The sequence below is a fragment of the Pseudoalteromonas sp. genome, from assembly GCF_036960685.1.
Taxonomy (GTDB): Bacteria; Pseudomonadota; Gammaproteobacteria; order Enterobacterales; family Alteromonadaceae; genus Pseudoalteromonas.
This window is the reverse complement of sequence record NZ_JBALXK010000003.1, coordinates 260,241-284,722: the sequence shown is the minus strand read 5'-3', so window position 1 is coordinate 284,722 and position 24,482 is coordinate 260,241. Positions and strand designations below refer to the sequence as shown.

The following is a 24,482-nucleotide window of genomic DNA, read 5'->3' as shown; positions in this document are numbered from 1 at the left end:
AGCTGGCAGGTATAGCTCTTGGCGAAGTAACTTACGTCCTTGCTTAAGCGCATTGTAATAAGACGGTTTGTTAGTCGCATCGATATAACCAAAAAAGAACTCAAAATTTGGTTCATGCAGCTGATAGTACAAACGCTACATGGGTGATGCAAAACCTTGGCCTCTAAACTGCTTAGCAATAAAAATATCACTCACCAATAAACCATCAAAGCCCAACTCTTCACTTTGCTCGCCCATAATCATACCTAGGGGCTGACCTTGATAAAAAGCCATGCTGCATAAGCCCTCTTCAATAGACTCACTCAGCTCTTCGTTATCGCTGATTGGTACTATATTTGCCATCGCTGGGTTTTTAGTTAGAAACTGGTTGTACTCATGCTCATACCAAGCCCAATGCTTATCAAGTTCAAAGGGCTGCAAAGAGATAGCCGTTTTTAAATCATCACGTACATCAAGAAGTGGCGTTTGGCTACCTAACAAAGAATCAACGGCGCGAGCACCTGATAATGACAGTAATTGCTGTGCTTGTGGTGAATCTGGCGCTGGCCAAACACAAATGTGCACCGGTGTGCACCGGTGTGCACCAGCAAAACACCTTACGAATGTAAGTAATGACTTCTTTAACGACAACCTCTGATATTGACTGTTCACTAAAGATTTCAAACATGGTTTCGTCATCATCATTGCGACAAACACTTATAATAAATAAGTTACCGTTGTCATCTTCAACAACTTGCGCATGAATATCGTCATCTGGAACATCATCACTGATCTGACGCCTACTGCGAATTTCCCTAATGCCTGCTGGCGTACAGTTTTCATCTAAAGCAAGTAAATCTTCGCATTCTTTAGCTATGGCTTTTCCAACATCTAAGTCCGATATGGTGTCCAGTTTATAGCTATTTAAAACTCCTTGAGCTAAGCGGTTTAAGCCCTCTTGCTCTAATTTATATAATGGATAATGGCGCATAACTTCCCTTTAACAGCTTAATTTACAACCACAATGGGTACAAAAATAAATTATCAACTGCATGTCGGGTAAAATATGATTTAAAGAAAGCGAGCGGCGCGCTTCAATGCAGGATGCTTAAGTGAAGCCTCTGACTTCACTTAAGCGCCTATTTTATCGCTGAAAACTATCCCATGGTCCTGTGATAGCAAGTGTTTTGGTGGGTTTGTAAATATTAACAAATAACGTGCTGCCATCGGGTGAAAAACATGCGCCTGCTAACTCTGTTTGTGTTTGTAGCTTTGCGAAGTTATACACTTCGCCTTTAGGCGTAACACCACGTAAATGGTTATCAACGATGTCTGTGTATTGGTCTTCACAGACAATTAAATGGCCGTTAGGTGCAACGGTCAGGTTATCCCCAAAGTTAAACAGCGATGCATCGGTACTTTCTACAAATAACTGTACTTGTCCTGGCGAAGTCTGCTCTTTTGCTGTTCCTTCAAACTGTGATGGTTGATACTTCATTACTTGGCCAAGTTGTTTTTTACCGCCATTTGTACAACAGAAGTACAATTCCTTTTCGCCCCAATGTATTCCTTCACCACGAGCAAATAATGCAGCGCCATTAGCATGACCACGTAAACGCAGATCATCTTTAGGGCTTTCAGGGTTATCTAAATCAATCCACTCTACATCCATATTGGCGTGTAATGGCATTTTCGCACCAGCCCAATTTCGCGTATCAAATTGTGGTTGTTGCTTGATAACCATCGCTTGTAATTTCCCGCCTTTATTTAATTTACCAACCTCATTGGGAATAAAGCGATAAAACAAGCTATCGCCTTTATCTTCTGTAAGGTAAACAATCCCCGTTTTGGGATCAATCGCGGCAGCTTCATGGTTAAAGCGCCCCATAGCTTTTAACGGCTGAGGCTTAACCAAACCTGTGGCGTCTGCTGGTACTTCAAATATATAGCCGTGATCTTGCCCCAAGCCATCCGCTTTCGTTTGCGTTGTTTCTTCACATGTCAGCCAAGTTCCCCAAGGGGTCACACCACCAGAACAATTACGAATAGTGCCAACCAGTGACAAATACTCTTGTTCTTTTTTACCAGTCTTTAAATTGTATACGATATGGCTAGTGCCACCTGGTAAAGCAACACCTTTATTATCAACATCATAAGCGAGTGGTGTTTTATGGGCTTGAATACTTGCGTGAGCTTTTGCTAAATCAGTGGGTTTTAATTCATGGTTACGCACCAAGACGACACGTTCATCATCAAGGGCGATACAGCCCATACCATCGGCTTTATCTGGTACAGTAAAGCCATCAGACATTTTATCACCGAGCTGAGAAATAACCTTGTAACTAAAGCCCTCTGGTAAGTCTAATAACGTGTTAATATCGGCGATTAAAGGCCCATACGCAGGTAAATTACTACCTAAATCAGTGACTGGCACTTTACCAAACGCACTACGTGATAGGCCAACAAACGCGAGTGTTCCCGCACTAAATAAAAACTGTCTTCTGCTAACCATAATCTGCTCTATTTATAATGACTGACTAAATTTGCCAACATCATAAATTAAAACGAGCAACAAAAATGGCGCCGAGCAGTAAATTCACGCAATTGTCATATTTTACACTTATTCACTAGTGGCGATTTCCGCTGCGAATAATTTACAAAGCCCTGCACTATTTTCATATCAGCGTTGTGATAAACGCTTGCTCATATCAAAATAAAAAAATTAAAATACTGATAAATAACAAGAATTAAGCCGATACACATCTCGGCATAGCCATTGCTTTATTAATTACATACACGCTTAGAATTTCATTAACTCTAAGCGTCCAGTTTTTAATCTAGGAGGAAGTATGAGTAATAGTAAAGTCGCTGAATTTACCGCCCCAGGCATGAATAGTGAATCTGCGGAGCAAACAATTGCACAACTCGACAACCGCATGGTAGCGCTAATTGATTTACAACTTACTTTAAAACACATTCATTGGAATGTGGTTGGCCCTAATTTTATTGGCGTCCATGAAATGCTCGACCCACAAGTGGCAGCAGTACAGGAAATGACCGATACTATCGCAGAGCGAATTGCAACGCTCGGTGGTGTGCCAGTAGGAACACCGAAATCGATTGTTGATCGCCGTTCATGGCACGATTATTCAATTGGTAAGGGATTAGCAAAAGATCATTTAATTGCTTTAGATAAAGTATATAACGGGGTTAATGGCGATCACCGCAAAGCACTTGAAAAACTGTCTGAACTTGACCCAGTATCAGAAGATATGATCATCGCACAACTGGCTGAACTTGAGCAGTTTCAGTGGTTTGTACGTGCCCACATAGAATCATCTACTGGTGAATTACAAAGCTAATATACTGTAACCACACTAGCTATAGCCCAAGTAACTTAGTTGCTTGGGCTATAGTATTATTTTAAGTGCGGTGGTGATCACAAACAAAACTAAAGTCACATAAACTGAGCACTACAACCAACCCTTGTGTTTAAAAAACAAGTAAGGTGCAAATCCAGATAGCAGCATCACCCCAATCGCAAACGGATACCCCCACGCCCACTCAAGCTCTGGCATGCTATTAAAATTCATACCATAAACACTGGCCACCACAGTAGGCGGTAAAAACACGACTGAAGCAATTGAGAAAGTTTTAATTATTTGGTTTTGTTCAATATTAATAAAGCCTTGGGTGGAATCCATAAGGAAATTAACTTTATCAAACAAAAAGGTACAGTGTGACATTAGAGTATCTATATCAAGTACGATTTCTCTTAATGACTCGCGATCCTCACCTTGGACACCTAATCGGCGTATCAAAAATGAAATATTGCGCCGAGTGTCCATCAAACATAACCGTACTTTACCATTGGCATCTTCTAAACGTGCGATACGACTGACCGCTTCTTCTAAATCAGAATCATCTTCTTCCAGTACATAAGCACTGAGCTTCTCTAACTGATGATGCATATCCTCAAGCATATCGGCGTGGTTTTCGACTTTTTGGTCAAATAACGTAACCAGTAATTGCTTTGGTGTATCACACACTACCTGACCTTTACGCGCTCTTAAACGTAATAGTCGAAAGTCAGCGAGCTCATCATCGCGAATAGTCAGTAAACAGTTATCTTTAAGTAAACATGCCACTGTAACCGTATTAAAACGCCCTTCGTTTGGCGACATAAATAATGCATGTACATGCAAGCCTTCATTGTCGATAAAGCATCGCGATGAAGCCTCAATCTCCTGAACATCTCCAGACTCAGGAAACGTTATGTCGAGTGTTTTTGCCAGGATATTACGCTCATCTTCAGTGGGTTTGATTGTGTCAATCCAATGTGCGTTTTTTATTGATGTCTCTAGAGGAGTATCAGCAGAAGGCTCTAACTCATTGATCACTCCCTGCTCGATAGAAAAAAATCTCAGCATACACTTCTCCAATAAAAACAAGATAGCTTGAGTATATGTAACAGACCATTAATCAACAATGACAATACAATGCTCAGTACAGTTATTATTAACCAAACCTCTAAACCATCAAAAAAGGTCAGACTTTATAAAGCCTGACCTTTAAAATGTAAACTTTAGCATCAGCAGTATATTAAATTTTAAACTGTCCAACTAAGTCACCTAAGCTCTCGCCTCGGTCAGCTAAGTGGTGACTTACTGATGAAGTAGTTTTAATTGAACGAGTAAGCTCGTTCACAATCTCTTGAATTGCAAATACGTTACGATTAATTTCCTCTGTAACACTACTTTGCTCTGTGGCAGCGGTGGCTATTTGTGTGCTCATATCATTAATTGTCGTTACAGAGCTGGTGACCGCACCTAAACTTTCAGAAATTGCGCGAGATGACTCAACTGAACGGTTACAACTCTGCTGACTTGCTAACATTGCCTTTACCGCGGCTGTAACCAAAGTGTGTAACTCATTCAGCATTTCATTAATCTCTAACGTGCTTTCTTGTGTACGACTGGCTAAACTTCTCACTTCATCAGCAACAACCGCAAAACCACGGCCTTGCTCGCCAGCCCTTGCCGCTTCAATAGCTGCATTTAGGGCTAGTAAGTTCGTTTGCTCTGCAATACCACCAATAACACTAAGTACGCTGTTAATTTTTTTAGATTGTTCACTTAATGAATTAACTTGTTCAGCTGCTTGATTGATCTCACTCATTAAGTTTGACACTTCCTCTAAAGAGATATCAACACACTGCTGGGCATTGGCAACGTCTTGTGTGGCAGACTGAGTCGAAACCGCCACTTGCGTAGTATTCTGGGCAACTTCCTGAGAGGTTGCAGACATTTCAGTGATTGCGGTAGCCACTAGTTCAGTTTCGTGATTGTGGTTTAGTAATTGATTTTCAATTAACTGAGTTTGTGTATTAATATTATTTGATGAGTCTTTTACATCGCGAGTTACGTCTGCCACATTGGCAATAATGCTATGTAGTTTACTCACAAACACATTAAAGGAATTACCTAGTTGACCAATTTCATCGTTACTATGCACCTCTAAGCGCTTAGTTAAATCACCTTCGCCTTTTGCAATATCATCTAAGTTTTGCACCATATTTTGGATAGGTTTTATCATATTGTTAGCCGCGATCAAGGCACAGAACACGGTCAATACCAGCCAAAATAATGCAATTAATAACAGGGTAGTTACTTTTTCATTCATGTGCGCTTGTATTGTGGCTTGATATTTTGTTAACTCGGCTTCAATATCATCCATATAAGCACCTGTTCCTAACATCCAATCTGTACCAGGAACCATCATTGCATAACCCATTTTCTCAACTAAACCAGTTGTATTAGGCTTTTGAAAATCATAATAAAAAGCACCACCACCTTGTCTTGCTTGTTCAAGCAACCCTACAACTATTTTTTTGCCATTGGGGTCTGTCATGGCTATTTTATTTTGCCCTTCAATTGCATCTCCCAAAAGCGCATGGAAAATACTAATGCCTTTTGTATCATAGATAAAAAAGTAACCATCTTGACCAAAAGTAAGATCGCGCAACGCTTTTTTTGCATCTTCTTTGCTTCCTTTAGATAATTCATAACTAATTATTTGTCGGCCTATGTCAACCTCAGTCGCTAACAGGCTTTCTTTATCAGCAATTAATTTAGTTTTAAATGATACAAAGTTTTGCTGTTGATTTTGATATTCTAAATAGTATGAGCTGGCCATTAAACTAATTAACAGCAGCGTAAGCGGCAATATAGCTAATAACAGTAGTTTGTGTTTAAGACTTAAATTACTCATTTTTTCCCCTCGTGTAGCAATGTCAAAGCTCAATGGTATTGATACATCGAGAGCTTATTAATCGAAATCATACTGGCAATCACAATAAAAGTAGTTCTTTGAATTAAGAATCTAATCTTGAACTATGTTTAGCATATAAACATATTGTAGATATAAGACAAACGTATAGAAGTTGATGTTTTTAAAAATTGAATGGCAAACTTCAATTATAAAAAATCTAAAGATATCTGCCTTAAAGGTTAACTATAAAATGATTCGGGCACCAAGCACATTACCCTTCTCTCATGTCTCGTATTGTACGGGTTTTGTACCTACTGTAAATCAGCAATAAGCGTGATAAATAAACTTATGCTCGCTCATCTTTTGGCGAATCCATTACTATATGGGAGGTAATAGTTCGCACTTGCGGTATTGCTCCTAATACATCAGCGTGAAACGCTTTATAAGATTTTATATCGGCCGTCTCTACTCGTAACAAATATTCAAATGAACCTGTCACGTTGTGGCACTCTTTTACTTCATCTATAAATTCCAGCGCTTGTTCAAATGCACGTTGCGATTTCGTGGAGTGTTCATTTAAGCCCACACCTACATAAGCGACAAACCCTAAGCCAAATGCTTGATTATTAATAACGGCGCGATAGCCTTTTATCACGTCTGCTTTTTCTAATTCTTGTACACGGCGCAAGCAAGCTGACGGTGATAAACCAACGTGTTCAGCAAGTTCTGCGTTCGCTATGCGGCCATTGACTTTTAACTCTTGCAATATTCTGTCGTTAATTCGATCTTTTTTCATGGTAAGTTGCCAAAATAAATAATTTAAAACGGAGTTAGCGCGAAAGTTGCGCGAGAATAAAAATATAATTGCATAACAATCATCCTCTGAGCAACTATTAATGAATATTGAACTATTATCAGCACTGGCATTATTTGCACTGGTTTCTTCCATCACTCCGGGCCCTAACAACTTTATGTTAATGAGCTCGGGGGCTAACTTCGGCTTTAAGCGCACAGTACCGCATATGTTGGGCGTTGCACTGGGATTTGTATTGATGTTGGTGCTCGTTGGTCTTGGGGTAATGCAATTATTTGATTTATTTCCAATTAGCTATCAAGTACTCAAAGTGCTGTGCGTCAGCTATTTGTTTTACCTTGCCTATAAAATTGCCACCAGCAATGCTCCGGATAGCAGTTGTAAGGATGAAACTAAACCTTTTACGTTTGTACAAGCAGCATTATTTCAATGGGTAAATCCTAAAGCGTGGACCATGGCATTAAGTGCCATAAGTATTTACGCACCATCAAAAACGTTCAATGCAATACTCCTTGTTGGTTTAGTTTTTGGTTTAATAAACTTGCCTTGTGTAAGCTCATGGACACTGCTTGGTCAAAAGCTACAAAACTATTTAAACGACCCACGTCGTCTGCGGCTATTCAATATCACAATGGCTTTGCTATTAATCATCTCGGTATTGTTTAGTATGTAATAAGACAACTGCCACAAATGATAAAGCGCGCTACGTATAAATAGTGAGTAACAAAGATCTGGTTTTATTTACATCACTTTTCACATATTCTGGGAACAAGTGCAAATAGGAGACAATAATGGAAGACTTACAAAAATTAGTAGGCAGTCTAAATAAATCAGGTGCATTAAGTGGCTTTTTGGGTGGTGTAGCTGGGGGCGGCTTAACCAGCTTAGTGAGCGGTAAAGGCAGTAAAAAAACCGGTAAAAAAAGCCATAAAATATGGCGCACTTGCAGCTGTTGGCGGCTTAGCGTGGAAGGCTTACAAACAATACTCAGCACAAACTAACAGCACACAAAGTCAAACGACTAAACAAACGAGTAGTTTTGATTATGCCCCAGAAACAATGCCAGAGCAGTCTTTTCAGCAAGTTGTAGAAGATGAGAGTGGAGCGGGCCAACTAATTTTAATGCGGGCAATGATTGCTGCGGCATATGCTGATGGCCATATAGACGAAACAGAGCGACAAAAAATATTTGCTGCTGTTGAGAATATGCAGCTTTCAATGCAAGAAAAAGCCATGTTGTTTGATGAATTGCGCAAACCAATGCAGCTTGCAGAGCTAGTGCAAGCCGTACCAGATGCGCAAACAGGTATCGAAGTATACGCCGCCAGTGCCAGTGCTATTGATTTGCAACAATCCGTGTCAGAACAATATTTGGCAGCACTTGCCAATCAACTTTGTTTACCAAAAGAGTTAGTTAGCAATATTCACCAGCAGCTTGCAAGCTAAATAACATCTCCACTCCCCTTTGTATCTATCGAAATAACAAAGGGGTAGCTATACTATCCCAGTGCTCACAACCAACAAGGAAACAAGTGTGCTGTCGCGTTTGTATGATTTTATGCCGGGTTTAAACACTTTATTTCATTATGAACGAAAGTGGTTTGCTGATGATGCCAGAGCCGCACTATCTGTTGCCGCTGTTGCTTTGCCGGTTGCTATTGCCTATGCACAACTTACCGGGGTAAATGCCGCCGTTGGCTTGTACTCATGCATACTACCGATGATCCTATATGCTCTGTTTGGCAGCTCCAAACAACTCATTGTTGGCCCTGATGCCGCAACCTGCGCCGTTATAGCTGCGGTAGTCACTCCCCTTGCAGCAGGCGACACTGTCAAGCATTGGCAACTCGTTGTTACTATGACCGCCATGACTGGCTTTTGGTGCTTAATTGCCAGCAAATTTAAATTAGGTGTACTGGCTGACTTTTTATCTAAACCAATCTTAATGGGCCTGTTAAACGGGGTGGCGATCACTATTATTGTCAGTCAATTTTCTAAAGTATTTGGTTTTACTTTTGATAATAAATATTTACTCGAACGACTCGGTGGCGTGCCCACTTACTTAGCACAAACCCATATCCCCACCTTATTGATGGCCTTATTCACTGTTGCTGTTTACTTTGCAATGAAACGACTTAAACCGAACTGGCCCGCATCTATGTTTGCTATCGCATTTGGCGCCTTATTAGTGTGGCTTTTCAACTTAAAACAGTTTGATATCAATACCATTGGCACTGTAAGTGGTGGTCTGCCAGTGTTTAACACGCCTATTTATGATATCGGTATTATTCGTGAACTTGTTGTACCAGCGCTTAATTTAGCAATCGTTAGCTTTGTTAGCATGATGCTTACAGCCCGCAGTTTTGCCGCTAAAAATGGCTACGATATCGATGCAGATAAAGAGTTTAGAGCCTTAGGTATTGCGAATTTTGCCTCTGCTTTATCGCAAGGTTTTGCTGTCAGTGGCGCTGATTCGCGCACTGCCGTTAATGATGCGACTGGCGGTAAAACGCAATTAGTCTCTATTATTGCAGCAGGGATCATCGCCATTATTGCATTGTTTTTAACAGCGCCACTTGAGTTTATCCCCAGTGCCGCATTAGGGGTTGTGCTAATAATTGCGTCAATTCACTTATTAGACTTAAAAGCCGTATGGCAATTAAAACGTAAAGATAAACACGCCTTTTATCTTGCGTTAGCAACCTTATTTGCCGTGCTTTTTATTGGCGTAATACCGGGCATTACGCTCGCGGTATTATTGGGTTTATTTCAATTTATTCGTACTGTAATGCGCCCAACAGACACTATATTAGGTGTTGATATTAACGGGGTCGTAAGAAGCCTAGATGCCACTGATAAAGCAAAAGCAGTACAAGGAGTGTTTATTTATCGCTTTAATTCACCGTTAACTTACTTTAATGCCGGTTACTTTAAACGACGCTTACTAGAACAATATGCACGGCAAAAAGACGACACCCAATGCGTTATTATTGATGCTGTGCCCTGCTTTACTCATTTAGATTTAAGCGTGATGGCGATGCTCGCAGATTTAGACGTGATCTTTAAAAAACGTAATATAAGGTTAGAAATCGCAGGCAGAAAGCGACAACTACTATCATGGTTTGAGGTTGCCGGTATGACATCCGGTAAAGAAGGCATCTACGTGCACTCAGATCTGTATATTGCCTTACAAAAAAACAGCGTCAGTCGATCAAGTGCAGAAGTAAACTTGTTTGAGACAGAAGAAGTTCAAGATACCTGCAGGCAATAAGCCTAATCGATATTAAGGCTTATTGCTGCTCACTTTCAGCCTACTTGCAATTGCTTGTAGACAGGTGTCTTTATCAACGACCCATAAACCATAGCTTATGGGTAGCATTTCTATATTAGCGCGGCTAAATAATTTATAAGTATCTAACTCAAAAAATTCAGCCCAAGGCCCCGGGTAACCAATTAGATCAACTGCCAAGTAGTGGCCTTGGTAACGACACAAAATATCAACCTCGGTACCTGCTACAGAGTAACCCGGCCATGTTTCTATCTGTAATTTGAGCAGCTCTTGTATAACATCGCGTTGAAAATTATCAATATCAGACAAATAACTATGAGCAGCGGCAAACTCGTTTATCGAGCCTAAATAACGCCTTAATAAATAGTGTTCTGGTAGCTGTGTTTCATCAATAGATAAAAATAAATGCTGTGCTTGTCTTGCCCGCGTTATCGTCACATTAAAAACATCAGCTTTATTTAAATAAACGGCCGCGCGTTTTGCATCATTATCCACGGCAAAAGAAAGCAGCATAATATCGCGTTCTTCCCCCTGAAACCCAAAAGGGGTGGCAGCTCTGAGCTTGTGATTAGTTATTTCGGTTTCACTGAAGTGGCTGTCTATTTGCTTGGCTATAAAATCGGCCTGACTTCGAAATGGCGAAACAACACCAATACTGTGATACACCCCGCTATCTCGATCATCACTCATTTGCTGCTTAATACACGCTATTATGGCACTTGCTTCAAGTTGATTAACGCCATTTTTATCTCTTACCCCATTAACACGCTGTATAAATAAGTGGCCACTACTTGTGCAGGGACGGTGTTGCATTACTTTTAATTTTGATTGATAAAAATAGCTGTTACTAAAATGAATTAACTCAGGTTTGCTTCTAAAATGTTCATCTAAAAAGGCTAATTGCTGATCGCTGTTGAGCGCATTTAATGTCAAATCTAAAATTGAGTTATCACGATAACTAACGACCCCTTCACTTGAGAGCGATAAGTGATTTTTAGCACGAAGCTGAGCCTCTTTAGATTTGGCTAAAAAGGAGTAATGCCGTAGTTGTTTAGTATCTCCAACCACCAACGCTCGCTTTGCCCGATAAAGAGCTGGTAAACAACTGCTAATATTGCACTGCGTTGCTTCATCGATAATAACTAAATCAAACATTTGCGGCTTTAAGGGCAATACTCGATATAACGAATTTAAACTCACTAACCACACCGGAAATGCCGCTAGCAATGATGGGTATTCTATATTATCAAATAACTCAAACTGCCTTTTAGAAGTACGGCTACGAATAGCCTGATTAAATGCCTGTAACGATTTACGTTCAGTTTTAACTAATGCCCGCAAATTATTATTCTTTAACGCGGTTAAATAGCGGCTAGCCAGCATCTCTCTTTTTGTTTGTTGCTCATTAATTTGATCTAAGGCTGACCACTGTTTGGCTAATTTTTTAATGCTGCGCTGAGCCCACTTGAGGTATAAGTTGCTTAACCATTGAATGTTTTTATCTTCAAGCTTTTTAAGCCGTTGTCCTCGGATTATCGCGTTACGACAAAACTTATCAAAACGTTGCTCTAAATCATGCAGTAGTGCGTTTTGTGCTCTTAGCTCTGACTCAAAAATAGCTGGGGATTTTTCCTGCTCATCTGTTAAATAACCAGATAATAAGTCAGCAATATAATCTTTTAGTTTTCTTAAGAACTCTTTTTGTCCAGCCCGAATTGATACATCACTTAACGCAAAATTTTCATCCAGTTTATCTGCGATCACATCAAGTGCAGGATCATTATTTGCAACAATTAATACTGACTCACCACGCGCTATGTGCTCTGCTGCAACTGCGGCAATGGTGTAGCTTTTCCCTGTCCCCGGCGGCCCTGATACACAGCCTAAATGGGCGTTAGCAGCTATCGAAATGACTTTCTTTTGCGGCGCTGATAATAACCCTGGTAAATAGTCATACTTTAACTCTTTAGTACTTTTGGGCATCTCATCACCTGCAACTAACGCGTTAATTGGTGGTGAAAGCGTTTTAGAGCCAGTAATTTCTTCAAGCTCGTGAAGTACACCTCGACTACTGGCTGAGCGTTCTACAAACACCAACATTGATGCCGGTAACAAGGTTGCTGTGCTACTTTTTAAAGCTGTTTTAATTTCATCTAGATTGGCTAATTCAGGGTAATTTAAAAGCGTTAATAAATTTAACTCAACGGGGCTTTGTTTAAGTAATGAGGTCCAAAAGTAGGCTGATTGTATATCTGCTGTGTCATCGAGAAGTTCAGCTTCAGGCATTAATAGCTGAGTAAGCGGTTCATTAATTTCAGCTTGAGAGTCGACAACCGAAAAATAATAGTCCTCGTCATTGTCTTTTTCTATTACAGCTTCGTTAAACAAAATCGGGGATACAACTTGTTTGATCTCGCCTTTGATCTCAAGCTTTGCGACCAATAAAAACCGTACGTACAATAAAATACGCTCACGTTTATAAACCTCCACACGCTTCATCATTGGCTCTGCAAATTGTTGCGGTATTGGCAATCTGGGTAAAAAGCCCGAGCCTAAGTCATCTCTTCCTTCAAGTACGTGGCGGTCTTGTTTTTTTTAATTTACTCAAATCCCATAGGTTTAGATCAGCGCTATCTTCTTTGTAGCAATCGCGATAGTAACTCAGTACATTTTGCTTACTCACATTTAATTTCCATCTACGAGCTGTAGTTAAACCATGCAAAGGCCTTGAAATGAGCTATAAATTAATTAGTTAGGCCTTTTTCACAAACTTGGCTGTTACCATCATTTCACCCACACCATCAACTTTGCAATCAAGTTGGTGGTCTTTACTGTCTTTGATCCAACGGATCACGGCTTTGCTGCCAATCTTAATGACTTGCGAACTGCCTTTAATTTTTAAATCTTTAACAACAGTGACTTTATCGCCTTCTGCCAATAAGGTGCCATTAGCATCTTTGACTATAACTGTGTCTTCATCACTATCACTTTTAGGGTCCCATTCGTGCGAACACTCAGGGCAAATCAATAAGCTTAGATCTTGATACACATATTCAGATTGGCATTTAGGGCAAGCAGGCAACGACATAATAGCACTCTGTAAAAATCATTCTGCGGCTATGGTAATTGCTCAAGCAAAGTTTGTCTAACTGAATGCACCGATGAGCACGCTGGTGTTTATTACTTGGAAAATCCCTTTGATTATTCTAGTATCTAGTTGTCCAAGCTAATAATTTGTATATAAATGAAATCATTTCCTTCGTTATATTTTGCCAACCTTTTCTTAATTATTGGCACCAGCCTACTAACCACCTATTTAGCCCTTTATTTAGGGCAGCATGGTACGTCAACCTTATGGATAGGTTTGATAACCTCATGTTATTACCTCGGCTTATTATTGGGGGCTAAGCTTGGCTATCACCTTATAAAGTCGGTCGGTCATATTCGAACCTTTACTGCCAGCACTGCCGCTGTAATAGCGTGTGTAGCAGCGCATGGGGTAAGTGATAACATCTATGTTTGGCTTGGCCTACGACTTTGTGTAGGCCTGGGTATGATGTGCAATTACATGGTGCTGGAAAGCTGGCTTAACGAACAAGCGGCTCCTGAGTCTCGTGGTAGAGTGTTTTCGTTTTATATGATCACCTCATATTTAGGCACTATTTTAGGCCAATTTGCTTTAGCTGAATTTCCAGAGTTAGGTTATGCGCCACTGTTTTTAGTTTGTATGGCGCTGGCTATTGGTATTATTCCAATTTCCATCACGCGTAGAATCCACCCCAAGCCATTAAAGCCAATACAAGTAAGCCTGTTTGATTACTTTAAAAAAGTACCACAATCTATGACTGCGGTGCATTTTGCGGGTATTATTAATGGTAGCTTTTACGGCCTTGCGCCTACTTTTGCAAAGCTATCAGGCTTTAGTTCGTCGGAAATTGCCATTTTTATGTCCGCCACTATTTTAGCCGGTTTATTAGCCCAATGGCCCATGGGAATGCTATCAGATAGAGTACGTCGCAGTGTGTTATTACGCAGTAATGCAGTTGCTATCTGCGTGGTCAGTCTTGCCTTGTTTTTACTGCCTATTTCGCAAACACTCGCCTTTATACTGACATTTGTATTCGGCTTATTTGCTTTTACCTTATACCCGTTATCATCAGCGTTGGCTAACTCCCGTGTTGAAGATGAAGAGCGCGTTGGCGTATCTTCTGCATTGTTGGTTGCCTTTGGTGCAGGCGCAGCCCTTGGTTCAACCGCAAATGCGCAGATCATGAGTTATTTTGGCCATCAAGCGTTATATGCGTCACTTGCTTCATTAACTGTGGTGATGTATTTATTACTTACCTTCATAAACTCAAAGCAAAAAGTAGAGCAACCAGAGTCGAGTGATTACGTGGTCGGTACGTCTGATGTCACCAATTCACCACTGGCTGCAACCATGGATCCACGGATTGAAGAGACCACCGCTCATGAACAAATGCTGGTGGTCGATGACATTGATGATGAATATGAAGAAGATAACGATGCCGCACCGAAAGACAACGCACAAGGTGATCTTTTTAAAGATTTTCCCGAGCAAGAGCTAGCCAATGAGCTGAAAAAATAGCGATGTATTCTGCTCCAGTTAAGCAGGTAATAGTTTTTACCTGCTTAACTTATATTTTTTAACTTACCTGTTTTAACTTACCTGTTTCAGCTTCATTTTCAAATAACTCCTCAGTGCTATTAAGTGTAAGCTCTATTGCTTAGCAAAAGCCTTCAATGTACCCTTTGTTAACCTTTTTAGCTCAGTCAATCTCTATGTACAAGCGCAAACTTTTTTACTTTGGTCTAACCACCGCTTTTATTTTATTTTTGGCGCTACTGAGCACCGCAATCTCCGCTCATTTAACTCGCGAAAATTTGCAGCAAAGTAATATTGCTCAGTCATTATTGGTCGAACATGAAAAGCTCTCGAGCATTTCTTACCGGTTATTTAAGCAATTAACCGATGAAATTATCTTTGGCCAAAATGCTAACCAAGCCTATGTTCGTAAAAAGCAAAACCTGATCCAACAATCAATCAGTCAAATTAAAAAACTAGAGATCGAACAGCGTAACGCGCTCGGCTTATCTTTTACCAAAGGTAGCATTGAAGACACCGATGAACTGGTACGACTCATTGATGAAATCACCGTTGAATTTAGAGCCGTAGTTAGTAGCGGTAATACAGCCCCTTTAAATCAGCAAGCGCAGCTAAAGCGTTTACTTGAGGTCACAATTGATGATCAATTTAGAGAAGCAATCAACTCTGCTGTAGCACGGCAAAGCAAAGTAGTTGCAGCACTCAATGCCAAAATTGAGATGCTCAACACCACCATTTTATGGTTTGCAATTGGCTTAGGTGCGCTTTCTATTCCGTTAATCTTGTACGGTTGTTATTGGTTGTTTAACCAGCTCTATCAACCACTAATACTAATTGCTAACGCAACCAACTCGATTGCGTTAGGCCACTATCAAAAGCCAATTTCAGTAACGCTCGATGATGAATTTGAAGAACTCGCCACATCGATAAACCAACTTGCGCTGCGCCTGCAAGAGCACGAAAAAAACGCAATACAATCAAGAAAACAATTAGAACTTGAAGTTCAACAGCGTACCAGTGAACTCACTGAAGCCAACCTGCTGCTTACTAAAATTGATTCAAGGCGCCGCCAATTTATTGCTGATGTATCACATGAACTGCGTACACCACTGACCATCATTCGTGGCGAGGCACAAGTAACACTGCGCATGCAGTCTGTGTCGGTTGATGACTTTAACCAAACGTTACAGTCAATACTTGGGCAAGCACTCAGTTTAAGCCGCTTAGTAGATGATTTATTGCTATTAACGCGGGCTGAAATGAACCAAATAAACCTTGAGGTTACACCAACCACAATCATACCCTTGGTTGAGTCAGAGGTTGTCAAATGGCAAAAACTCAATGTAACTCGAACGATCACATTCGACGCCGATGCAAACTTAAACGAACTACTTGTGACTATTGATACGCAAAGGATCCAACAAGTACTGGCGATTTTATTTGATAACGCAATTAAGTATTCAAAGTCAGATCAACCAATCGAAATTACGCTAGCTAAGGCCAACTCAATGCTCACCATTGCCATTAAAGATTATGGCGAAGGGATCTCAGCAGCTGAAGTTGACAATATTTTTGAGCGCTTTGTGCGTTTTAGTAAACATAGTGAGGGCTTAGGGCTTGGCCTACCAATCGCAAAAGCCATTGTTGAGGCTCACGATGGCACAATCAGTGTTACCTCAACGCAAGGCCAAGGTTCGGTATTTTCTGTTGCTCTACCACTGGGATACACATAATGAATATTTTACTCGCAGATGACGAGCAACCGCTGTTAAATTTTCTCTCACGAGGATTACGTAGCGAAGGCTATGAATGCACCAGCATTAATGAATTACATGAAGTACTGCCATTTATTAAAAAAAATTCGCCGCATATAGTGATACTCGATAGACTATTTGGCAACCAAGATAGTTTAACAATACTTGAGGTACTCAAAACTCTTCCTAATCCTCCTATGATTTTGATGTTAACCGCATTAGATGAAGTACCCGAGCGGGTTAAAGGGCTGGAAATGGGCGCTGACGATTACTTGTGCAAACCTTTTGATTTTGATGAACTATTAGCCCGTGTCCTCGCTTTAAAACGGCGTATGACAGCGCCACAACAGCAGAATCAAACAACGCTAAATATCGGCTCATTGACGCTGAATATTCAGCAACGTATTGCCTTACTTAACGAGCAAGAATTACCACTGACTAAAATTGAGTTTGAGCTACTGCTGTATTTTGTTGAAAACCAAGACAAGGTATTGTCCCGTGAGCGGATACTAAGTAGGGTCTGGCAAACTTACAGTGAGCCCAATACCAATATTATTGATGTGTATGTCAGCCGACTCAGAAAGAAAATAGAAACGCAGCCCAATTTAGCTATTCAAACCTTGCGCGGCAATGGCTACCGAATGAGCTTAAGATAGCGCGAGCCGAGTGCTCGCGCATAATTTTTTTATGATTACTGAGAGATAGGTGACAATAATTTAGGGTTTTGTACTAAGTTACGTACACCATGGGCGTGATCTTCATTAAATACATTATCATCACACCACTCGCTAACACTGTTTATATCTACCACGGCGACAAGTGGCCGCACACTCCAACTTACCTGAATTGGTGATGCTTTTTCATTGTAAGCAGGGCCCGTGGTTGAGCCTAGATATTCAACCGGGATCCCCATATTTGTCGGTATATTGGGTGCTTGATAATAACCATTAACTTGCTCAATTTCAGCAAGCTCACCAAAGTTAACAGCCTGTTTATCATTAGCCAGCACAATTACCTGTCCTTCGACACGAAAAGCAGGGTTCATCGTGCTATCCGCCAAACAAGCACCTAAAGTCGGCCCTGGGCTTACTTGTGCTGACGAATACACAAAGTGTACCTCTAGAGTATCACCCACTTTTAATGAATCAGCTTTTGCAGCGCATACCTTACCCTCAACAGGCTTTAGTTGTGCTGCTGACAACATGCCATCGTAGACGTAACCAGTATTATGCCCTTTGCCATCACCATTGCCTGCAAAGGTAGTAAACTCACCGCCTTTATGTTCAGCGTTTTTATGAAAATGAATATTACATAAATTAAGATCACTACGACTGGGTGCCTTTGCAAAGCTACGTAAGTTGGTACCATAATATTGGTCGATATCACGCGGAGATTGTGGCCCAAAGCCTTTACCATGAGTATTTTTCTCAAGCACAGCTCGCTGCTCAGCAACCGCACTATCATTAATAGTCTCAGCACTGACAACTGCGCTGGTTACAACCACTGTAGACACACTCATTAACCATGCACATTTTGCAAAAATTGCTGCTTTTTTTTGTTTCACTTTCATTTATGCCTTTAATAAAATTGATAAAGTCATAGTATTGAAAGTATCTAAAAAAGACTTATCAGCAACATTAAAATAAGATTAAAAAAGTGAGCTTAAGTAAACCACCAGCACTGAGCCATTTATTTGATATAACACTGAACCTTAATGCGTTTTCTGCGGGCCGCGACGCACTAAGTCCTTGCCGTTTTCAAACACCTCTTGCGTTACCCAACGCCCTAAAAGCAACTTATGGTCATCATCAAGTACCGCGACAAACGGGCGACCGTTAGTGTTATTGGTGGCTAACGCCACCCCCGCTACGTTCTTTAAACCTAGGCCGCCATTATCAATCAGTAATAAAAATGCTTCTAGCTCTTCAAGGGTGTCGATTAAATCGTTATCGTTGATCATATTATTTACTCTGTTACTTCTAATGCGTGAAGGATAACAGTTTGCTAGCATTGCCTCTAGGATTAGCCAACTATCGTTTTAATTTGCACTCACATTATAACAGTAGGATAGTAAGCAAAAGCCTACTCATTAGCAGATATTTTTAGGACACACATGATCAAACTAATTTTAAGCACGAGCTTACTTTTATCCTCCTTTTCAACAATAAGTGCCTCTTTAACAGTTGAAGAACAGCGCATTGAAAAAGCCAGCACCGCCATGCCAGAGGTTTTAGCCGCATTTTCTAAAGAGATAACTCAATTTGAGCAACGCTGGAAAAACCTAAAAAGCTATAAACAGGCGACTGATTTAGTCCATGATTATTCAAGCCAACTATGGCTGGATGCAAAGCAACGTATCATAACAAGTAAAAGCTATGATGATCGCGAGCTTTACTGGGCACGGTTACTTTCAAGTAAAGCGATCCGCACCACAAAACCTGATTTTCCAATTACATCAGCAGAGCAAAGTACATTGCTAACACTGCTTGAAAATGGCAGTCGTGGCCGCACCGATTTAGCTTACTCGCAAAACACTAATAAAAAGATTTTACTAACGGGGTTTGATCCGTTTTTACTGGATAGAAATATCAATCAAAGCAATCCTTCAGGCGTAGCGGCATTATTACTCGATGGCCAAGTGATCACCCACAATGGTATAACCGCTGAAATTAATACCGTGATGGTGCCTGTACGCTATGAGGACTTTGATCAAGGTATTATTGAGCAGCTGCTTGCGCCTTATTACGCAGTTAATAATGTAGATATGGTTGTTACTGTAAGCATGGGCGGTAAAGAATTTGATCTTGAGCGGTTTCCAGGTAAGCGCCGCAGCGTAACAGCGCCAGATAATGCTAATATCGTTTACGGTGGCACAGCAACAGCACCGTTGGTGCCAAGTCTTAATGACCGCCCATTACCCGGTAGTGAGTTTGTGCAATTTAGCTTACCTGTCTCGCAAATGCAGCAAGCCCAAGGGCAATTCAAGATAAACGATAACCACAAAGTAATAACCCTTGAGAAAGCGTTTGAAGCAAAAACACTGGCAGAGCTTGAAGGAGCTATAGCTGTTAAAGGTGGCGGCGGTGGTTATCTGTCGAACGAAATTTCGTATCGCAGTATTCGCCTGCGTGATGAGCTTAATTCGGATATTCCAACTGGCCATATCCACACCCCGCGTATCGCACAATTTGACCCCGCAACTGAGGCCAAAATAGTGCAGCAAATTAAAGCAATGCTAGAGCAAAGTTTAGTCGCACTATAAAACCGACATTAAAAAACGGCTATTAGTAAACTAATAGCCGTTAGTAAGCCACCTACTCGGTGGCTTTTTTATACTTTTTAGTACAGTTCAAATACAGGTTTGCCGTTTTCATCGTATTTCACTGCAAATACCCGCGCATGACGATTTGGATCGTAAAGCGGATCTTTAACTATTTCTGCAAGCGGACGAGTATCTGTTTTTGGCACTACACTTGGCTCACCAATAGCATCTTCATAATCACGTGCATGATAAATACATAGCGGCGTTACATCGTCTTCTGCAACAGTAAAACAGTTATGACCTGGGCCAAAAATCTTCTTATCAACGTCTGTTTCAAGCACTGGCATGCGTGTTTTAGTCCATGAGTTACGATCAAGTAGGTCAGCATTTTCATCTGCTTCCATATAACCCATACAATAACATGCGCCTGTGGCACTGGCTGAAAATGCAATAAAGATTTTGCCGTTGTGTTTTAATACCGCCGGGCCTTCGTTCACCCAAAAATCGACACGTTCCCAATCATAGTCAGGGGTTGTAAGCATAAACTGCACTGTTTTTAACTTGATTGGTGATTCCATCTCAGCTAAGTACAAGTTGGATGCTGCAAATTGCCCACCGGTTTTTTCAGCCCAACAAAAATAGCGTTTGCCATTATTCTCAAAGATAGTCGCATCTAATGAAAAATCAGTGAATGACTTATCATCACCTTCAGCCGCTTGCATCATACCAAGCTCAACCCACTCATCATTGAGCGGATCTTGGCCTTTGCACTCAAGTACATACGGACGCAGAGCCCAAATATCACCTTCTTCACTAGCAGCAAAATAGATATACCATTTGCCGTCTAAGTAATGAATTTCTGGTGCCCAAATATGACGACTCATAGGACCGCTTTCGTGCTTAAACCAAATATCAACCGTTTCTGCGTCTTTTAAACCAGCTAATGTTTTTGATTTTCTCAGCTCAATACGATCATACGTAGGCACTGAACCTGTAAAATAATAAAAGCCATCGTTGTGCTTATGCACAAATGGGTCGGCACGCTGCTCTACTAACGGACTATTTGTTTGTATTGTCATCACTCAACCTGATTGTTAATTTTGATTTGTATTATTTTATTACTTTTAATGTAAAACACAAATATAACACTATTTTTAACAAACTGTGAATGCAATTATAAACTAAAATGCCAAATCACTGGCGAACAAAAAAGCAGCATTAAGCAGCTTGATTTTGCAACAGCTCGTTACGGTTTAGTTGATTTTGACTTTGCCATTGTTATGCGCAAATACCAGCGGTAACACCCTAGCCAAGCTAATGCTAAGCTTGCCAATGATACGATAATCCACAGTATTTTCAGCGCCGTACCGCCAACACTGCCATTGTGTAGTGGATGTAACCAGTTTTTGACTTGGTTACTTATTCCTTGCTGGTTAAGATCAAATAGCTTAACCACCTCACCTGAGTGCGGGTTAATATCAATATAACTATGCGGAAAGCGAGTTGATTTATCGCCGGCTACTTGCATACGTAATCGATAATAGCCTTGGTTTACGCTAGGGGTTTCTATCCATGCAAGGCGTGCATTTGGCAGTTTTGTTTGTGCTATGTTGACAGCCTGACTAACACTGATTTGTGGCTGCTGAAACGTTATTGTTGCTGTGGGTCTATTAGCCGTTGTAACTTCATCAAGCGTCCACCCCAAAATAGCATTGGTCTCTTTAGGCAAAGCAAGCATTACACCTGTGAGCGTAACAACAAGTAACGGCAACAATGCCAGTAAACCAATGGTTTTATGCCAATCGTATAAAAGCCCTAACAAAGCCGCTCGGCGTTTAAAACGTAATTGCTTGATCCAAAAGCCTGGCTTTGGCCACCATGCAATTAAGCCACTGAGCAATAACAGTACGCAGCCAAGGCCAAGGTAACCGACAATAATGGTTCCTGTGCTACCGAGTAATAAAGCAAAATGGAGGTTATATAACCAAGTAACTAAGTAATCCCCCCAAAATGACTGCCTAAGCAATTTATTGCCATCGGCTGACAGCCACACCATCATAGGAGCAAATCCCTGCCCTTGTGTTTCCTGCGGGTTATAATACCGCGCCGGAATAAATTGCTGCTCAGGTGTTACTTCAAAACGCCACGGCCCCAATTTATCAGGGTATTGTGTGCGTAAAGTGCTAAGTGCCGCATTATAATCCGCTGGTTGCTGCACTGAGCTTGCAAGTTCGGGGTGTAGCCAAGTATCAATTTGCGGGTAATAAACCAATACAGCCCCAGACAAGCATAGCATCACAAAAACAATGCCAACGCTCAGCCCTAACCAAAGGTGCACGCGCCTTGCAAGTTTACGCCATGTCAGACGTTGCTTATGCATTAATACTTAAACTTGATGGCAGCAGATACAGCACGACCTTGTCCTGGACTATGCAATGTTTGCGAGCCATCCCACCAAACATATTCGTAATATTCATCGGTTAAATTATCAATTTGTGCACTTAACATCAGCGCCGAGTTAACTTCATACCTTGCTTTTAAGCCTAATTGAGTAAAATCACCATAGCGTCCTTGACTATTACTTGGTGTTAATTCGTAATCAGATTGCGCACGCAGTGTTGCAGCCAGATTTAATTGACTAGTGAACTGGTAATCTATTCCTGCGGTGAATAAGCGATTAGGAATATGATCAATATCATTACCTGCATACTCTGGTGTACTTGGATCAGGGGTGTCTATTTTAGCTTGCTGCCACGCAAGTGCGCCCCATAACGAAAGTTTATTGGTAGGATTCCACGATGCTTGAACATCAACACCTTTGCGTTTAGTTGCCCCTAAATTATCAAAATCCCCGAGCGGATCATTCAATTTACGCTTAAATTCACCAGTCGCTGTTTGCTGCCATAAAGCAATCCGTATTTCACTATCTCGACTTGGCTTCCATTTCACACCAGATTCCAGCCCTTCGTTCATTGAAGGGTCTAGATCATTTTGCCTCGCACCAATCAAATAAGCACCAGAGTTTGTGCCAATCTGATACGTTTTCCCCCAGTTAGCAAAAATGGTTAGTTGTTCAGCAGGCATAATTGCGAGCGATAATTTTGGCTGCTTAATTGCGCCATAATCGTTAATTTCAGCATGCTCGTCGGTTAACGCGTTATAAAACCCACCATCGATCCAATCAACCCGTAAAGCTGGCGTAATACGTAACCACTTAGTCGGCTCAATCATAGTTTGTACATAAAGCCCTTGTACTGACAGATCAAAGTTTTGATCACGTGTTTGCTCAACAATCACTCGCTCGTCGGTTAAATACCGTTTTGTTACCACATCTTGTTTCTCTATACTTGCTCCTACTTCAAACAAAAGCGTATTCAAAGCAGCGACTTTAGGCGTATAAGTTAACGATGTGCTTGCACCATAGTGTTTCTCTTTACTAAAACGGTTTTGCTGCGAGGCTTGCGCTGAAAATTTAACAAACCGGTCGTCTTCATATTCATTTAACCAAGTAAGGGCATTAAAATGAGTTTCTTCAGCTAACTGGCTCTCTAACCCTAAACTGTATTGGCTGATGCTGCGGGAATCTTTATCTGTTTCATTGTAGGCATTGCTAACATCAGGTGTTGAGTAAGCAACATCTGCGGTTAAATAACCAGGTTCTTCAGCGTTCGCTTCATAATGACGAGCACTTGCAGTGACCTCTGTATCGCTTGAAATATCATACCCCCACTTTCCTGAGATACTTTTTTTATCAAGCGCTGAATGATCACGATAGCCCTCTTTTTCACGATAACCTATTGCGTAATTTTGTTTAAACTTGTCGCTTTCAATGCCTAATGCAGCTTCTCCTTGATACGCACCAAAACTGCCAGCAGTTAGACGACCATCTATATAATTGCCACCACTACGGGTTGCAAATGCGACATTACCGGCAATATTATTCAGCCCATAACGGGGATCATTAGTACCACGTATAACTTCTACCGCATCTATTTCAATAGGGAAAATCATGTCAATGAACGGCATATTGCCATCATTAGTGTTGGCAGGAATGCCATCATTAGTGTTGGCAGGAATGCCATCAATTAACAGCTTAATTGCATTCACAGAGCCTTCACCGTTAAAGCCCCGAAACGACAACTTGCCGCTGGTAGTGCCTTGATTAAACTCAGTCAACATAACACCAGGCATTTTACCCACTAACTGCCATGCATAATCAAAATCGGTATTTTGAGCGACCTCTGCCGACATTCTATCAACAGAAGTAAGTGCTCTGGAGCTGTCTATGAATCGTGTGCCAACAACACTAATTGTATCGCCCACAACAAAACTGGTGTCTCCTAATTTTTTAGTTGGATTAGACTTTGCCTGCGGCTGGACGTGTGCATTTGCTGAATAGGTAACGAGTAAAGAAAGAACAGTAACAACAGGCAAAAATTGCTGTGCCATGACAACTCCGAATATAAACATAGGATAGTATTAAAATTTAT

The 24,482-nt window shown here is 40.9% G+C and carries 22 protein-coding genes; 9 read left to right on the top strand and 13 right to left on the bottom strand.

Going from position 1 to position 24,482, the window contains the following annotated elements; translation table 11 throughout:
- Positions 1–135: 135 nt before the first annotated feature.
- The 3 genes from V7783_RS04900 to V7783_RS04890 form a co-directional block, all read right to left on the bottom strand.
- Positions 136–564: a GNAT family N-acetyltransferase gene (locus tag V7783_RS04900; protein WP_335677743.1), complete on the bottom strand. Its 429-nt coding sequence runs from the start codon at positions 562–564 to the stop codon at positions 136–138.
- Positions 485–970, bottom strand: a complete 486-nt coding sequence (locus tag V7783_RS04895) for a hypothetical protein (protein ID WP_335677742.1) — start codon at positions 968–970, stop codon at positions 485–487. The genes V7783_RS04900 and V7783_RS04895 overlap by 80 nt, the downstream gene beginning before the upstream one ends.
- A 153-nt stretch (positions 971–1,123) precedes the next feature.
- The gene (locus V7783_RS04890; protein ID WP_335677741.1) at positions 1,124–2,491 is read right to left on the bottom strand and encodes an alkaline phosphatase PhoX; all 1,368 of its coding nucleotides are present in this window, start codon (positions 2,489–2,491) and stop codon (positions 1,124–1,126) included.
- Between the two features lie 337 nt (positions 2,492–2,828).
- Here V7783_RS04890 and dps point away from each other — a divergent pair, with 337 nt between their 5' ends.
- Positions 2,829–3,341 (top strand): DNA starvation/stationary phase protection protein Dps, encoded by a 513-nt coding sequence (dps, locus tag V7783_RS04885; protein WP_335677740.1) that lies wholly within the window; start codon positions 2,829–2,831, stop codon positions 3,339–3,341.
- 111 nt (positions 3,342–3,452) lie between these two features.
- On the opposite strand, the gene corA is transcribed toward dps, so the two are convergent.
- From corA to V7783_RS04870, 3 genes are all read right to left on the bottom strand, one after another.
- Positions 3,453–4,409: a magnesium/cobalt transporter CorA gene (gene corA, locus V7783_RS04880; RefSeq protein ID WP_335677739.1), complete on the bottom strand. Its 957-nt coding sequence runs from the start codon at positions 4,407–4,409 to the stop codon at positions 3,453–3,455.
- Positions 4,410–4,581: 172 nt separating this feature from the next.
- Positions 4,582–6,249, bottom strand: a complete 1,668-nt coding sequence (locus V7783_RS04875; protein ID WP_335677738.1) for a methyl-accepting chemotaxis protein — start codon at positions 6,247–6,249, stop codon at positions 4,582–4,584.
- Between the two features lie 346 nt (positions 6,250–6,595).
- The gene (locus V7783_RS04870; protein WP_335677737.1) at positions 6,596–7,045 is read right to left on the bottom strand and encodes an Lrp/AsnC family transcriptional regulator; all 450 of its coding nucleotides are present in this window, start codon (positions 7,043–7,045) and stop codon (positions 6,596–6,598) included.
- Positions 7,046–7,145: 100 nt separating this feature from the next.
- Here V7783_RS04870 and V7783_RS04865 point away from each other — a divergent pair, with 100 nt between their 5' ends.
- The 4 genes from V7783_RS04865 to V7783_RS04850 all read left to right on the top strand — a co-directional run bounded on the left by V7783_RS04865 (position 7,146) and on the right by V7783_RS04850 (position 10,334).
- Complete coding sequence (locus V7783_RS04865; protein ID WP_335677736.1) at positions 7,146–7,736, top strand: LysE family translocator; 591 nt, start codon at positions 7,146–7,148, stop codon at positions 7,734–7,736.
- Positions 7,737–7,854: 118 nt separating this feature from the next.
- Positions 7,855–8,064, top strand: a complete 210-nt coding sequence (locus tag V7783_RS04860) for a hypothetical protein (protein ID WP_335677735.1) — start codon at positions 7,855–7,857, stop codon at positions 8,062–8,064.
- Positions 7,991–8,509, top strand: a complete 519-nt coding sequence (locus tag V7783_RS04855; RefSeq protein WP_335677769.1) for a tellurite resistance TerB family protein — start codon at positions 7,991–7,993, stop codon at positions 8,507–8,509. Before V7783_RS04860 ends, V7783_RS04855 begins: the two co-directional genes overlap by 74 nt.
- Positions 8,510–8,597: 88 nt before the next feature.
- A complete protein-coding gene (locus V7783_RS04850; RefSeq protein WP_335677734.1) occupies positions 8,598–10,334 on the top strand; it encodes a SulP family inorganic anion transporter in 1,737 nt (578 codons plus the stop codon).
- 12 nt (positions 10,335–10,346) lie between these two features.
- Here V7783_RS04850 and V7783_RS04845 read toward each other — a convergent pair whose 3' ends face one another.
- Together V7783_RS04845 and V7783_RS04840 are read right to left on the bottom strand one after the other, a co-directional pair.
- On the bottom strand, positions 10,347–12,854 hold the full coding sequence (locus V7783_RS04845) for a DEAD/DEAH box helicase (RefSeq protein ID WP_335677733.1): 2,508 nt from the start codon (positions 12,852–12,854) through the stop codon (positions 10,347–10,349).
- 250 nt (positions 12,855–13,104) lie between these two features.
- Complete coding sequence (locus V7783_RS04840; protein WP_335677732.1) at positions 13,105–13,440, bottom strand: zinc ribbon domain-containing protein YjdM; 336 nt, start codon at positions 13,438–13,440, stop codon at positions 13,105–13,107.
- A gap of 156 nt (positions 13,441–13,596) precedes the next feature.
- Here V7783_RS04840 and V7783_RS04835 point away from each other — a divergent pair, with 156 nt between their 5' ends.
- The 3 genes from V7783_RS04835 (at position 13,597) to V7783_RS04825 (ending at position 17,386) form a co-directional block, all read left to right on the top strand.
- Positions 13,597–14,958 (top strand): MFS transporter, encoded by a 1,362-nt coding sequence (locus V7783_RS04835; RefSeq protein ID WP_335677731.1) that lies wholly within the window; start codon positions 13,597–13,599, stop codon positions 14,956–14,958.
- A gap of 194 nt (positions 14,959–15,152) precedes the next feature.
- Positions 15,153–16,709 carry a sensor histidine kinase gene (locus V7783_RS04830; protein ID WP_335677730.1) on the top strand — a complete coding sequence of 519 codons (1,557 nt, stop codon included), beginning with the start codon at positions 15,153–15,155 and terminating at the stop codon, positions 16,707–16,709.
- Entirely contained in the window at positions 16,709–17,386 is a 678-nt protein-coding gene (locus V7783_RS04825; RefSeq protein ID WP_335677729.1) for a response regulator transcription factor, read from the top strand. Before V7783_RS04830 ends, V7783_RS04825 begins: the two co-directional genes overlap by 1 nt.
- 35 nt (positions 17,387–17,421) lie before the next feature.
- Here V7783_RS04825 and V7783_RS04820 read toward each other — a convergent pair whose 3' ends face one another.
- Positions 17,422–18,249 (bottom strand): delta-class carbonic anhydrase, encoded by an 828-nt coding sequence (locus tag V7783_RS04820; RefSeq protein WP_442961343.1) that lies wholly within the window; start codon positions 18,247–18,249, stop codon positions 17,422–17,424.
- 192 nt (positions 18,250–18,441) lie between these two features.
- Positions 18,442–18,690 (bottom strand): hypothetical protein, encoded by a 249-nt coding sequence (locus tag V7783_RS04815; protein WP_335677727.1) that lies wholly within the window; start codon positions 18,688–18,690, stop codon positions 18,442–18,444.
- A gap of 153 nt (positions 18,691–18,843) precedes the next feature.
- On the opposite strand from V7783_RS04815, the gene V7783_RS04810 reads away from it, so the two are divergent.
- Positions 18,844–19,992, top strand: coding sequence for a hypothetical protein (locus V7783_RS04810; RefSeq protein WP_335677726.1), 1,149 nt, complete (start codon positions 18,844–18,846; stop codon positions 19,990–19,992).
- 77 nt (positions 19,993–20,069) lie between these two features.
- Here V7783_RS04810 and V7783_RS04805 read toward each other — a convergent pair whose 3' ends face one another.
- The 3 genes from V7783_RS04805 to V7783_RS04795 form a co-directional block, all read right to left on the bottom strand.
- Positions 20,070–21,071: a family 43 glycosylhydrolase gene (locus V7783_RS04805; RefSeq protein WP_335677725.1), complete on the bottom strand. Its 1,002-nt coding sequence runs from the start codon at positions 21,069–21,071 to the stop codon at positions 20,070–20,072.
- 167 nt (positions 21,072–21,238) lie between these two features.
- Positions 21,239–22,372 carry a PepSY-associated TM helix domain-containing protein gene (locus V7783_RS04800; RefSeq protein WP_335677724.1) on the bottom strand — a complete coding sequence of 378 codons (1,134 nt, stop codon included), beginning with the start codon at positions 22,370–22,372 and terminating at the stop codon, positions 21,239–21,241.
- Complete coding sequence (locus V7783_RS04795) at positions 22,372–24,441, bottom strand: TonB-dependent receptor (protein ID WP_335677723.1); 2,070 nt, start codon at positions 24,439–24,441, stop codon at positions 22,372–22,374. The genes V7783_RS04800 and V7783_RS04795 overlap by 1 nt, the downstream gene beginning before the upstream one ends.
- Positions 24,442–24,482: the final 41 nt, after the last annotated feature.

Coding starts and splice junctions, on each gene's coding strand:
- corA (WP_335677739.1), bottom strand. CDS start 4,409: ATGCTGAGATTTTTTTCTATCGAGCAGGGAGTGATCAATGAGTTAGAG.
- V7783_RS04810 (WP_335677726.1), top strand. CDS start 18,844: ATGATCAAACTAATTTTAAGCACGAGCTTACTTTTATCCTCCTTTTCA.
- V7783_RS04845 (WP_335677733.1), bottom strand. CDS start 12,854: ATGATGAAGCGTGTGGAGGTTTATAAACGTGAGCGTATTTTATTGTAC.
- V7783_RS04860 (WP_335677735.1), top strand. CDS start 7,855: ATGGAAGACTTACAAAAATTAGTAGGCAGTCTAAATAAATCAGGTGCA.
- V7783_RS04870 (WP_335677737.1), bottom strand. CDS start 7,045: ATGAAAAAAGATCGAATTAACGACAGAATATTGCAAGAGTTAAAAGTC.
- V7783_RS04820 (WP_442961343.1), bottom strand. CDS start 18,249: ATGAGTGTGTCTACAGTGGTTGTAACCAGCGCAGTTGTCAGTGCTGAG.
- V7783_RS04830 (WP_335677730.1), top strand. CDS start 15,153: ATGTACAAGCGCAAACTTTTTTACTTTGGTCTAACCACCGCTTTTATT.
- V7783_RS04865 (WP_335677736.1), top strand. CDS start 7,146: ATGAATATTGAACTATTATCAGCACTGGCATTATTTGCACTGGTTTCT.
- V7783_RS04815 (WP_335677727.1), bottom strand. CDS start 18,690: ATGATCAACGATAACGATTTAATCGACACCCTTGAAGAGCTAGAAGCA.
- V7783_RS04895 (WP_335677742.1), bottom strand. CDS start 970: ATGCGCCATTATCCATTATATAAATTAGAGCAAGAGGGCTTAAACCGC.
- V7783_RS04825 (WP_335677729.1), top strand. CDS start 16,709: ATGAATATTTTACTCGCAGATGACGAGCAACCGCTGTTAAATTTTCTC.
- V7783_RS04835 (WP_335677731.1), top strand. CDS start 13,597: ATGAAATCATTTCCTTCGTTATATTTTGCCAACCTTTTCTTAATTATT.
- V7783_RS04795 (WP_335677723.1), bottom strand. CDS start 24,441: ATGGCACAGCAATTTTTGCCTGTTGTTACTGTTCTTTCTTTACTCGTT.
- V7783_RS04840 (WP_335677732.1), bottom strand. CDS start 13,440: ATGTCGTTGCCTGCTTGCCCTAAATGCCAATCTGAATATGTGTATCAA.
- dps (WP_335677740.1), top strand. CDS start 2,829: ATGAGTAATAGTAAAGTCGCTGAATTTACCGCCCCAGGCATGAATAGT.
- V7783_RS04805 (WP_335677725.1), bottom strand. CDS start 21,071: ATGACAATACAAACAAATAGTCCGTTAGTAGAGCAGCGTGCCGACCCA.
- V7783_RS04800 (WP_335677724.1), bottom strand. CDS start 22,372: ATGCATAAGCAACGTCTGACATGGCGTAAACTTGCAAGGCGCGTGCAC.
- V7783_RS04890 (WP_335677741.1), bottom strand. CDS start 2,491: ATGGTTAGCAGAAGACAGTTTTTATTTAGTGCGGGAACACTCGCGTTT.
- V7783_RS04875 (WP_335677738.1), bottom strand. CDS start 6,249: ATGAGTAATTTAAGTCTTAAACACAAACTACTGTTATTAGCTATATTG.